This window comes from Bacteriovorax sp. PP10 (assembly GCF_035013165.1).
Classification (GTDB): domain Bacteria; phylum Bdellovibrionota; class Bacteriovoracia; order Bacteriovoracales; family Bacteriovoracaceae; genus Bacteriovorax; species Bacteriovorax antarcticus.
The window spans coordinates 1,275,947-1,288,662 of the sequence record NZ_JAYGJQ010000002.1 but is presented as its reverse complement, the minus strand read 5'-3'; the positions used below and the strand labels follow the sequence as shown (position 1 = coordinate 1,288,662).

General features: G+C 40.2%; 9 protein-coding genes. 3 read left to right on the top strand and 6 right to left on the bottom strand.

Annotated elements, in window-relative coordinates:
• Positions 1 to 5: 5 nt before the first annotated feature.
• Positions 6 to 2,705, bottom strand: a complete 2,700-nt coding sequence (locus SHI21_RS16270; protein WP_323577945.1) for an RCC1 domain-containing protein — start codon at positions 2,703 to 2,705, stop codon at positions 6 to 8.
• Between the two features lie 159 nt (positions 2,706 to 2,864).
• Positions 2,865 to 3,560, bottom strand: coding sequence for a hypothetical protein (locus tag SHI21_RS16265; protein ID WP_323577944.1), 696 nt, complete (start codon positions 3,558 to 3,560; stop codon positions 2,865 to 2,867).
• Between the two features lie 201 nt (positions 3,561 to 3,761).
• Between SHI21_RS16265 and SHI21_RS16260 the strand changes: the two genes are divergently transcribed.
• Positions 3,762 to 3,986, top strand: a complete 225-nt coding sequence (locus SHI21_RS16260) for a hypothetical protein (RefSeq protein ID WP_323577943.1) — start codon at positions 3,762 to 3,764, stop codon at positions 3,984 to 3,986.
• Here SHI21_RS16260 and SHI21_RS16255 read toward each other — a convergent pair.
• Genes SHI21_RS16255 through dnaE form a run of 4 tightly spaced genes read right to left on the bottom strand, consistent with a single transcriptional unit; the run spans position 3,983 to position 10,874 of the window.
• On the bottom strand, positions 3,983 to 5,059 hold the full coding sequence (locus SHI21_RS16255; RefSeq protein ID WP_323577941.1) for a quinone-dependent dihydroorotate dehydrogenase: 1,077 nt from the start codon (positions 5,057 to 5,059) through the stop codon (positions 3,983 to 3,985). The two genes, SHI21_RS16260 and SHI21_RS16255, sit on opposite strands and share 4 nt — an antisense overlap.
• On the bottom strand, positions 5,031 to 5,954 hold the full coding sequence (locus SHI21_RS16250; protein WP_323577937.1) for a hypothetical protein: 924 nt from the start codon (positions 5,952 to 5,954) through the stop codon (positions 5,031 to 5,033). Before SHI21_RS16250 ends, SHI21_RS16255 begins: the two co-directional genes overlap by 29 nt.
• A gap of 38 nt (positions 5,955 to 5,992) precedes the next feature.
• Positions 5,993 to 7,291, bottom strand: coding sequence for a hypothetical protein (locus SHI21_RS16245; RefSeq protein WP_323577935.1), 1,299 nt, complete (start codon positions 7,289 to 7,291; stop codon positions 5,993 to 5,995).
• Positions 7,284 to 10,874 (bottom strand): DNA polymerase III subunit alpha, encoded by a 3,591-nt coding sequence (gene dnaE, locus SHI21_RS16240; protein WP_323577934.1) that lies wholly within the window; start codon positions 10,872 to 10,874, stop codon positions 7,284 to 7,286. The genes SHI21_RS16245 and dnaE overlap by 8 nt, the downstream gene beginning before the upstream one ends.
• Before the next feature lie 167 nt (positions 10,875 to 11,041).
• Here dnaE and SHI21_RS16235 point away from each other — a divergent pair, with 167 nt between their 5' ends.
• Both SHI21_RS16235 and SHI21_RS16230 read left to right on the top strand, forming a co-directional pair.
• Positions 11,042 to 11,665, top strand: coding sequence for a hypothetical protein (locus SHI21_RS16235; RefSeq protein ID WP_323577932.1), 624 nt, complete (start codon positions 11,042 to 11,044; stop codon positions 11,663 to 11,665).
• A gap of 3 nt (positions 11,666 to 11,668) precedes the next feature.
• Positions 11,669 to 12,571, top strand: a complete 903-nt coding sequence (locus SHI21_RS16230) for a hypothetical protein (RefSeq protein ID WP_323577931.1) — start codon at positions 11,669 to 11,671, stop codon at positions 12,569 to 12,571.
• The last annotated feature ends 145 nt before the right edge of the window (positions 12,572 to 12,716 follow it).

The following is a 12,716-nucleotide window of genomic DNA, read 5'->3' as shown; positions in this document are numbered from 1 at the left end:
ATTTTTTATGGTGTATAACGGACTTCAACCGGTACAAGAGAGCCAGTGCTCGTGTTATTACCTAATTGCCCTGCCCCCCAACAATAAACATCTTCATCAAAACTAAGAGCGCAAGTCGTAGACCATAAACTTATTAAGCTATGTGTACTCTTACCGCTCATTACACCCGAAGTTGAAATAGCAACTGGGACATTTGAATCACTTGTACTGTTATTACCTAAATTTCCGTCACTACCGTATCCCCAACAATAAACTTGAGAGTCTTCATCAATAGCACACGTATGAGATTCAGATCCACTGACAGATAAGAATTTTTTAGTAGCAAGTGCCCCAGGTTTAGAGACGACAACAGGAATCAAAGAATCAATAGCTGCCCCATTACCAAGCAATCCATTTCCTCCATATCCCCAGCTATAAATATCTCCATCATCACTTAATAAGTATGTTGCATATGGCCCCGCAGAATACTTCTCTATTTTAACTCCAGCAGGTAAACTAACCTCAACCGGTGAAAGAATTGCATTACCAGAAATATCTCCATTACCAGTACCGTACCCCCAACAATAAACTCTTTGGTTATCGGCGATCACACACGTACCACCATCTGCTTTTGCAAATAAAAAATTTATTTCTAGGCCGGATAAAACACCTGTCGTGTCAATCGGTGTTGGCACTAAGGCATTTGACGATACTCCATTACCAACATAATCTTCATATCCCCAGCAATAAACTTGTTGATCACTGGCCAGCACACAAGCATATTGATAACCCATAACTAATTTTTTAATTGTTTTATTATTTAAAGCACCACTGAAATCTATTGGCCTGGGTATAGGAGATTTACTTATAACTGCATTTCCCATTACATCTTCATACTCTCCCCAGCAAGAAACGAGGTCATTATCATCGATAAAGCACTGAGCATCATTTGATTCATCGTAAAATAATTCTTTAATTTTTTGACTACCCAAAGAAAATTGATAAATCATTGCAGAAGAGTTAGCTCCACAATAAACATCCCCATTACTGACCTGTAAACACGTACCACCATCTCGATTATTTTTGCTATAGATAACATTTAAAATGGGTTGATTTGAAATATTGTGCGAATAAACTTCTGTAGGAGTATATCCTGATGCCGAACGTCCTGTTCCTAATTCAGGTTCACCCATCGGTGAGCTACCGCGTCCCCAGCAATAAACTTTATCATCACTCGCTATTGCACATGTCGAATCGTAGTCACTACCTTCTAAACTGTTAAATGTTTTTCCGATGAGATTCCCAGTTTTATTTAAAAGCGTCGGAACATTTGTACTATTATTAGCACCGTCACCAATCGTTCCAGCTGCGCCCAATCCCCAACAATAAATTTCATTATCAGTGGCGAATGCACAGACTCTTTCATAATCAATTTGAATTTTTGTAATTATTTTATTATTTAAAACACCAGACATATCGACAGGAACGGGAACTAATGAATTAGAATTAGCACCATTTCCAAGTTGCCCATTTGTGCCTTGTCCCCAGCAATAAATTTTATCATCTAATGCAATGGCACATACAGTTTTACTACCTACAGTAAACGATTTAAATCCTGCGGCCAGTGAACCAACAGGAGTTACAAGTGCAGCATCTTGATTACTAATATTATTATTACCGATGGCCCCAGTGGCCCCTCTCCCCCAGCAATAACCAACATCACTTGTTGTGATGGCACAGGCATTATACTCCCCCATATATAAGGATTTAATCGTTCCACTCACACCAATAGATTCAATTGCAGGAGTGTCTCTATTTGCTAGGTTGGATATTCGAAATCCTCCATAACCCCAGCAATAAACATTATCATCTGAAGCTAAAGCACAATTGGCCCCACCGAAACTTTCACCTAATTTTTTAATCGTTAAGGCACCTGGCATTTGTACTTGCACCGGACTCGTTGAATTAATGTAGTTTCCATTAACATCAACATTTCCACTCCCCTCTCCTAAAGTTCCAACTAAGTTAATCCCCCAACAATAAGCATTATCATCACTAGCAAGAACACATGAAGCTGGACCTTTATTAACAAATTGCTTTATTGTTTTTCCCGCAAGTAAAGTCATATCAATCAAAACGGGAACTGATGATTTTCGATTTGCATCCAGGACTCCACCATCACCTAATTGTCCATACTCCCCATTTCCCCAACAATAAATAATGCTATTACTATCAACAGCACAAGTATTCTCTGAACGAGCATAAACTTCAACCATCGTCTTTCCGCTCAAAACTCCGGAAGTATCAACAGCAACAGGTATGCTTGAAGTCTCAAATTGCCCATTACCTAACTGCCCCTCTTCACCTGCTCCCCAACAATAAACTTTATCATCATTGGCGATCACACATGAATGGGAAGTCGCGACACTTATTTTTTTAATTGTTTTATTTTTTAAAACAGATGGAACCGCTGAAAAAGTTTCTGTTTTTGCATAATCGGACTGCCCTCCCCAACACAAACGATTTCCATTACCTTGGGTCAGGCAAAAGCTACTACCATTTACACTTAATGAACTTAAAACATTATTTGGATTATTTACAGGGTTGTCGTTTTCAGTGCCAAGAATTTTATGTTTTAAACTAACCAGAGTTTCCGGAGAAAAACATCCGCTCACCGTAAACATTACGATAGAATAAATAATGAAATTTTTAATTAATTTCAGCATCAAACAACTTTTGGTTTTAAGTAAAGTATTGCTTAGTATTTATCGACATGTTTTTAGCAATTCTACATCATAAAAACTATTTATTTTGTTTGGAATAGATATCAATAAGATAGAAAAAATGTGACTGAATTTATGCCATTTTTCATTGGCAATTTGAGATTAAAATCCGAATGCTGAAGTGACACCTGATTGATAAACAGATGATGAAGTTCCAAGAGTCCCGAAAGCACCTACTCCAATTCCACCGGAAAGCATTCCCGAGCTACTAGAACTAGACCCTAGACCTGGCCAAGAACCACCATAGCCATTTAGGAAACCTGAAGAGTATCCTGCAGATTGAAATGGATTACCGTACCCACCATAACCGTTAGAAGTTAATCCCCCATAACCAGCGTACGATCCATATCCATAACTATTACATGACATCGACATTGAGTTGGCCTCAGCTGCCGTCAGAGGATTTGCTCCTGCTGCTGTATTGTAATCAAGGTAACTATTGAAACGATTTGTACACTCTTCATAACCAGACTTATAAGCGTCTGCCCATGCTTTTTGAGTTTTGTTTTGATAACTAGCAACAGTGTATGTCCCAGCAAGATAAGCTAATGGCTGAGCGACAGCACTTAAGGCCGCGACCCAATTGTTCGTTCCAGTTGTCTCTTGCTTGAATAAACAGTCGATACAGTCCACACCTTGGTCTCCTGCAGACTTCGCAATTTGTAAGCGTAGACATGTGCGGTATTCATCCTGATAAGCAGGATGATCGTAACCAGCACAATCAACTTCAGCGGCAGCCCACGCACTCGCGTTGGTTAGCATAAAGATGAATAAAATAAGCTTAGAGGCCATTTTCATAGCTAACTCTTCGGCATACTCCCCTCATTTAATGAATTTATTTAGTGATTATAAGTCTTTGAAAAAAGGCATTAAACAAGGCCTGAACTGTCTAGATTTTGGATAGCACCTGTAAAAATTTCAAAAGACCCCATGGGCCTCTTAAAGCGCAGTAACATTTGGGGGATTCTTATTTCAAGATAAAATTACTAGGAGATCAATATGAAAGCTTCTTTGTACATTACTCTTTTTGCTTTAACTGCATCGATTAGCGCTTACGCTATTCCACCAATTCCACCTTCACCAATCATGAGTGGACCAACGGTTATTAGATGTGCTGATTATAATTCTCTTGATTCAGAAGAACTTGCTGAACTTGAAAACGATACAAGCTTAATCGTGTCATTAGATCAAGACACTCGCGAGCTTTGTTACAAAATTCATTAATTAAATTTTACGGAGTGAAGAAATTCTTCGAAGGTCTTCACTCCGCGCTTTTTAAATTCCTGCGCTAGCTCTGCCTCAAAGTTGTATAAAAGTGGCGGCCCTTGAAAAACAAATCCTGAATAAACCTGTGTTAATTTTCCACCTGCTTTCCAGAAATCCATCAAATCAGAAAATTTTGAAATTCCACCGACGCCGATGAGTTCACATTGTGAATTGGTATTTTTAATTTCTTTTAAAAGAAACTCTCTGGTCTCGCGCGCTTTGGTTGTCAGTAGTTTCCCACTCACTCCACCTTCGCCTCGCTCTTTCATAATCGTTGTATTGGTCGCAATGATTCCATCTAACTTATACTCGTTAACTAATCCTACAACTGAAGCAAGCTCTTCAAGGGCCATGTCAGGTGAAACTTTAACCAGTAATGGTTTGGTGAATTTTTTCCTTTCAACATCTACCGCTTCAAAGATCTGACGAAGACCGGCGTCTTTTAATAAATCGCGCAGTCCTGGAGTATTGGGAGAAGAAACATTGATGACGAGATAATCAGCATGCTCTGCAAACTGAGTGTAGAGATAAGCGTAGTCAGAAGGCGCATCCTCGTTACTTGTAACCTTGTTTTTACCAAGATTCACCCCAACGATCTTGCCTCTTTTATTGGCCTTTAAAAGGTTTTCTAAAACAGCTTCTGAGCCTTGATTATTAAAACCCATACGGTTTCTTAAAGACTCTTCTTCAACGTAACGAAACAGTCTTGGTTTATCATTTCCAGCTTGAGCTTTCGGCGTCACTGTTCCCACTTCAACAAACCCAAAAGGCAGATGAGTTAAAAAAGCAATGGCCTCAGCATTTTTATCAAGACCGGCCGCAAGGCCAATCGGATTGGAGAAAGTCATCCCCATGGCCTTGATTGCAAAGCGTGGGTCAACACTATGATCTGGAAGGAAATTGCCAATCGCTTTCATCGAGTGAATCGTCAACTCGTGAGCACGTTCGGCATCCATTCCAAAAGCGATGTTTTTAAATAAGGGGTAAGTGAGTTTGTATAAGTTAATAAAGCTGAACGAAGTCCCCTTCAAGGACTTGGCCTCCAGAGTGTAAAATCGCAATAGATCCGTCTGTACCGAAGTAGTCGACGATCTCGATTGTTCCTTTCATATCTCCTTTACTCATACCGATCAGAGCTCCTGTTTCCGGGTCGTAGATCTCGGTTCCTTCAGTGATGATTTTTAAGATATCACCAATGTTAATTCCACTTTCTCTTCCGGCATTCAGATAAACTTTTGTTCCGATAATTTTAGCAACTCGTCCAACCCAGTCAAGTTTTGAAGCGAGCTCGATAATTTTTGGAATAGATTTTCTCACACTCACGCGAACCGCATAACGAAGCAGGTCTCTTCTGTAAGTTAAGTAGTCTTCGCGATCAGCAGCAAAAAATCTGTATGTGCTGTCGTCAGCGTAACCATTAAGTGTTTCAGTATAAATTTCTTTTCCAGCGTTCACATCAAACACGCGCACTTCTACTTTTGCTTCTGTGTATGATTTCGTCTGTCTTACAATCCCGATCTCATCTGACTTCTCACGAACGCGGGCATCGATCACTCGTCCGAAAACGATAAAGTTAATTCCGGCGATCTTTGCTTGTCTGGTCATCTGCACCAGCTTCATCCCACCACCAACGTAGATCTCTTTAGAAGGCCCAAAAAGTTTTGCTGAACTTGGATCAACAATGAACTCTCCAGAACGCGACAGCTCCATACGAAGCTCTTCAGTAGCATTCACTTCAAGGTCTTCACTTTCAAAAGGAGACTCATTAAAGAATGGGAGTAATGCGATTTTCTTTTTTACGCCTGAAAAATATTTTCTTTCTTCAGCGCGCGGACGTTTCCCCTGCATGTCTCTTTGGACAACCGGTGACGAACACGAAGCGAACATTTGCAGTGATATTAGACACAAGAATAATTTCTTGACCATTTTCATCCCTCATTAACAAGATTTGGTCTTAACTATTCTTAATTATTTGCTTCTTTTGGAATAATTGCAAAAGTCTTGCTCTCAGGGGAAAAAAGAAGAATTTTTTGCTCATTAAGAGGGAATTTCCCGCCATCTTTGCCTAGTGCCGCGTATAGGGCCTCTTGATTCATCGTACTTTTTATTGAGATCATCGACGAATCGACTGAGTAACTCTTCATCTCAGAGGCCAGTGCGTACTCTTTAAATCGCTCTGCCAGGAATGAATTGATCTGTGTGATGTCATACAACCCATGCTTTCCAGTGACTTTAATATCGACAATAGATAGCGTGCTTGAAGCACGATTGAGTTCAAGAGCACTCGTTAACTTTACAGTTTGTGAGTTGAGTAAATTATAAATTAAGCTCGCCATCGTTGAGCTTAAATCTTTGGGAACAGAAATCCCTACTTCTCTTTTTTGAAGAGGAAAATCAAAAGCAAGCAGAGACTGATTTGTTTTTGTATTCACTAAAACATACTGAGCGCCAACTTCATAACGGGCACTTTTTCGGTCCTGGAAAACTTCACTCTTTTTAATCGTTGAAGTCCACTTTAGTGTCACCGATTCAGCATTCATCCCGGCAGGTTTTTCTGCAAAGTCTTTTTCTAAAACGACAACGTTGGTGAAATTTTTAAATTGAGTTTCTGCCCATTTTTTCCACGAATCAATAATCACTCCTGAGAAGTTTTCTTTTTTCGTCACTCCCACATCCATCCACGTCATCTCATCTGTGATGCTGATATCTGGAATGATATAGAACGTTTTGATTGTTACATCAGGAAGATTCGTCATTGTTTCAACGAAGAGTGATTTGATTTTTACAGCATCAAACTCATAACTAAACGTTGCTCTTTGGTATTGGTCTTGAGCTGCCACCACTGGTTTGGGAGCTGGAGTCTGAAGAATCCCCGGGTCTGCTGGATCTGTTGGTTTTGGCGCTTCAGCTGGAGCTGGTGCCGGTGTAGGCGCTTTGTCCATTACGATATTGAAGCGATTAAAATACGGACGAAAAAAGTTAATCTCGTCCGCATCACTAAAATTCTTTTCTTCGATTTTTTTCCAGAAAATATCCGGATCGAGTTCATTCTTAACTAATTCACCTGTTACGGCCTGTCTCATTCCATTTAGTAAAAATGAAAAAGGCTCTTTTCTAGCTGCCGGATCACTTGATTGAGTTTCTTGTTTTGCAAGGTCTGCTTTTTTTACCATGACCTGAAGTTTTTCTTCTACCGCCATAGCAGTAGAGAGACTTACCATCATAATAAATCCAAGAATCAATTTAAGCGATCTATCAAGCATGAACATCCTCTAGCCTTCCATCAATAATGAATTTAACAGCATCGCGGTTAAAGACTTCATTAATCTGGTGGGCCATCTGCGGTGTAGGGTTAATTAAAAATTCTTCTCCAAGTGGAAGTCTAGCTTTCCCACCCGGGCCTTCAAAAATCATATGCATTGGAGTCGCCCCTCTGTATGAAAGAAGAACTTGTCTTAGCTTATTGAGTTTCATTTCTGTCAGGTCAGTTAAATCCACATTGATACGAACACCTGTGATTTTATTTTCCGAATGCTCTTTGAGCTTAAAGATTTTTTCAGCAAAAATCTTTCTCGGACTTTCCTGCATATTTACATAACCTTCGATAACCAGTGGTTCATCTCCGGCCAGGACTAACTCATACTCAGCAAATATCTTAGGGAAAATGATACACTCAATTTTTCCTGAAAGATCTTCTAACTGGGCAAAACACATCTTATCACCTTTTTTGGTCAGGATGTTTTTTCTTTGAGTAATTTGTCCGGCAAGAGTCATCATACGTTTTTGGTCAGAACCTAAAAAGTCCTGAACGTTTGCAACTGGCATAGTTGCAAGCTCTTCCATAAGATTTTTATAACGATCCAGCGGATGTCCGGAAATATAGATACCCATCAATTCTGCTTCATGGGCAAGCTTTTCCAGGTCATCAAAGTCTCTGACTTCCTGAATATCTAAATTAGATTCAGCTGTCTGAGACATTGATTCTTCACCTAAATCAAATAATGATACCAGACCTAGTGAAGCTTCTTCCTGGCGCTTCTTACAATAAGCAAGAATCATATCCAGGTTTTCTAAAAGAGTTTTTCTATTAAGCTTTTCGCATTCATCAAAACATCCAACTTTAATCATGGATTCAAAAACGCGACTGTTAACAACTTTCAGATTAATACGTTCAGCGAAGTTTAAGAATCCTGTGAACGGACCGTTCTCAGTTCTTTCACGTACGATTTCTTCAACTGCGTTTTGCCCAACGTTCTTAACCGCTCCCATACCAAAACGGATATTTTTTCCAACAACGTTAAACGGCCATAACGACTCGTTAACCGATGGCGGAAGAACTTCAATATCAAAATGTTTTGCATCACTGATGTACTGAGTAACCTTATCCATACTTCCAAGTTCAGAACTTAGAAGAGCAGCAAAGAATTCTGCCGGATAATAATACTTCAGCCATGCTGTCTGATAAGAAATAACTGAGTAAGCAACGGCGTGAGATTTGTTGAATCCGTATTCCGCGAACTTTTCCATTTTATCGAAAAGGTCATTGGCAGTATCAGTATTATAATTTCTTTCCGCTGCTCCCTTTAAGAAGAGTTCGCGGTGTTTTGCCATCTCGTCTGCTTTCTTTTTCCCCATCGCTCGACGAAGCATGTCCGCTTGTCCAAGTGAGTATCCGGCAACAATACGGGCCACGTTCATTACCTGCTCTTGGTAAATGATAACTCCGTACGTATCTTTTAGAACTGGCTCAAGACTTGGAAATGGATAGTGAGTTAACTTTCTTCCGTGCTTAATTTCAATGAACTCATCAACCATTCCCGATTCAAGCGGGCCTGGTCTATAAAGTGCGTTGATGGCAGAAATATCGTCGATAGACCCCGGAGCAATCCTCTTACAAAGATCGATCATCCCCGAAGACTCGAGCTGGAATACACCAACGGTCTCACCTTTTGAAACGAACTCAAAAACTTTCGGGTCTTCAAGATCAATATTCTCAATATCAAAGTCTGCGACTTTATCACGCTTAATAAATTTAGAAGCGTTCTCAATAACTGTTAATGTTTTAAGTCCTAAGAAGTCGAACTTAACCAGACCAATTTTTTCCGAGAAGTCTTTATCAAATTGAATAACCTTCTCACCTTCACGCCCTTTAAACAGCGGACAGTAAGTTACAAGAGGAAGGTTGGTAATGATAACTCCGGCCGCGTGAATAGATGCGTGACGAAGAAGACCTTCAAGACGACGCGAAATATTTACAACCTGCTTAATGCGTGGATCTGCATCCATCAATTCGCCAAGCTTCGGCTCCATCTCTAATGCTTTATCCAGAGTGATTTTTAATTCATCCGGAATCAATTTTGAAATAACGTCAGCTTCACCAAACGTTAAACCATAAACACGGGACACGTCTTTGATAACGGCCTTAGCTTGAAGTTTACCGAAAGTAATAATCTGACCAACACGCTCTTCACCGTATTTCTGAGTTACGTATTCAATAACTCTGTGACGATTCTCCTGACAAAAGTCGACGTCAAAGTCTGGCATCGAAACACGTTCAGGGTTGATGAAACGCTCAAAGAGTAAGTTGAATGGAATCGGGTCAACGTTGGTAATATCGAGTGCGTAAGCAACAATAGAGCCCGCTCCCGAACCACGTCCCGGACCTACCGGACAACCATTTTGTTTTGCCCACTTGATGAAGTCAGATACGATCAGGAAATATCCAGGGAATCCCATCTGGATAATCATGTCTACTTCGCCTTCAAGACGCTCGTAGTATTTCGGCTTAATTTCACTTTCCCAATTCGGTTCCGCTCTGAGTTTTGCAAAGTGCGGTCCAATGAATCTTCTCTCTAATCCTTCCTGAGACTCACGTCTGAAGTAGTCAGCTGGAGTTTCTTCAGTTGGAATTGGATAATCCGGAAGATGGTAAATTTGATTTCCGTTCTCATCTTTCCAGTTAAATTTTACATCACACTTATCAGCGATCTTAAGTGTGTTGTCACAAGCTTCCGGAGCATAGTGAAAAGCTTCACGCATTTCGGCCGGAGACTTATAAAAGAATTCGTTGGTCGTCAGACGCATACGTTGTTCGTCTTGAAGAGTCTTTCCTGTTTGAACACAAAGAAGAACTTCCTGAGCGGCCGCATCTTCACGAGTTAAATAATGGCAATCGTTGGTTGCTACAACTTGAACATTATTCGCGCGAGCGTACTCTAAAACTTTTCTGTTAACGATCTGCTGCTCTGGAATTCCGTTTTCCTGAATTTCTAAATAGAAGTCATCACCAAAAATATCACTTAGTTTTTCAATGGCCTTAATCGCTTTGTCATCTTGATCAGAAAAGAAGTTGTATCCAACTTCACCTTTCAGACATGCCGTCGTACAGATTAATCCTTCACTGAATTCACGAAGAAGTTCGTAGTCAGCGCGAGGCTTGTAATAAAACCCTTCCATGTAAGCGCGAGATAAAAGCTTACAAAGGTTTTGATAACCTGTTTCGTTTTTACATAACAAAATTAAATGGTGAATCTGGTGGCGCGATTCCTGCTCATCTTGAGAGCCTACGACTTTTTGCTTTTTAAGCGCACCTTTTTCAAAACGAGACCCAGGAGTGAAATAAATTTCAGACCCTAAAATCGGCTTGATTCCAGCAGCGTTACATTGAGTATAAAAATCGATCGCCCCAAACATGTTTCCATGATCGGTCTGAGCAATGGCCGGAACACCAAGTTCCTTTGCTCGTTTAATTAAATCTTTTAAACGGATTGCTCCATCCAAAAGCGAGTATTGGGTGTGTAAATGTAAATGAACAAAACTGTCTGAGTGAGTCTCCAAAAAGGACATAATCCTCGTCTCCTTGAAGTGCGTGTGTATACCTAAATTTAAGCATTTTCACCTCGATCTGTAAGTAAAAATAGAGTCATTTTTTACATGGTCTTGAGAGCTAGATTGTGGGTATCTGACTTTTAGCGTAAACTACCCGCACTATCGACAATTTCTATGGAGATCCTATGAAAGTCCGCGGGTTGTCTGCTCTTGTGACCGTCCTTGTTCTAGCGCTACTTGTGCTAGTGGGATCGCGTTACCTAAAATCACAAAAAAACATCGCTTCAGATGATATGAAAAGTCAGTTGACTCCCAATGAACAGAAGAAAAAAGGCCTAAAAGAGATCATCGCCGGCAATCTTCAAAAACAAGAAGAAATGGTCGAGAGAAAGGATTTTGACGACGCCTCACTACTAGTGAGAGAGCGCGTTTACACGGAAGCCGAAATCAACAATATGTCAGAAGTGGAATTTAGAGCGCTTTTAGTTGAAACAGAGGCCAAACTTCCCACTGTTGGTGATATTAGAAAACTTCCAGCGGGTGCCCTTCACCGCACTCCTGCGCCGGTTATGCAGGCAGGGAAAGACTTAGGACTTTTAAAAGAAGTTTTAAAAGTGCATGAGTCGTATGAGAGAGACGCAGTCAATTTTTACAAAAAATGTGCACTGACAAAAGAAAGACCGATGTCAGTTAAGGCCCTTTGTTTAACAAACCTTATTGAGATCAAAAAGAAGAACGGAGAAAAACTTAATCTTGCTGCTTTCCCGAGTGATGTCGTTGAGCTTACAAGATTGATTACTGATATGTAATTTATGAAGAAAAAAAGTAATCCAAATATTCTTCCAGGCCAGATGAGTTTTAAATTCGATGTGCCTCGCGAACAAGACCGAAATCTTCATTTGGGTGGACGCTCTTTTTACTTTTTCGACTTCGACGATAACGTCGCTTTCCTCTCTACTCCCATTATCATTTTCAATAAAAAAGACAATTCAGAAATAGCTCTATCGTCCGGTGAATTCGCTCACGAAAACAGACATATTGGAACGAGCGGACGTTACGCTGATTACTATATGGACTTCAACGATGCTTCCGGATCGTTCAGGCATTTTCGCGATAAAGACCTAAACCCGCTGGAAATTAGAGCAGGTAAAAAACAAGGTTTTGTTGAAGATATTATCAAAGCTTTAAAAGAAGTTGATACGCACTGGAAAGCTCCATCATGGGAGTACTTCTATCATGCAACTTACAATGAAAGACCCGTTTCATTAATCACGGCCAGAGGTCATCACCCATCGACAATTATCGAAGGTGTTGAACAGATGGTTAAGGCCGGATACCTTCCGCGTACACCGAATTATCACAGTATTTATCCGGTATCGAATCCGGAAGTTCGTAAAGATTTGGGTGATATTGATTTCAAACAAAGTGTCGCTGAATTAAAAAAGCATGCGATTAGAGCGTCGGTTGAAAAAGCAATTGCTCAATATGGTTACTCTCCTTACCACCGCTTTGGAATGAGTGATGACGATCATAAGAACGTTGAGCTTATCACTGAAGAGATGAGAGATTTAAAACGTAAGTACCCAGAGATGAGTTTCTTTGTGATTGAGACGTTTAAGGATTCGTTTTCTAAGAGAGAAGTACTACTTCATGAAACGCGCGAGATTATCTCGGCGAAAGAGTCGACTAAACCTCAATTGTCTCTTTTTGATTAGTCGCTCGAAAAAATGCTCCAGTGGAGCATTTTTACTACGCAATGGAAATATAAAAAGACTCACGTCGCATTAAGAGTTCGAGCGACACGCCAACCTTCGCCTGAAATACCTATTCTCATATTACAACTTCTTATTTATGATTATC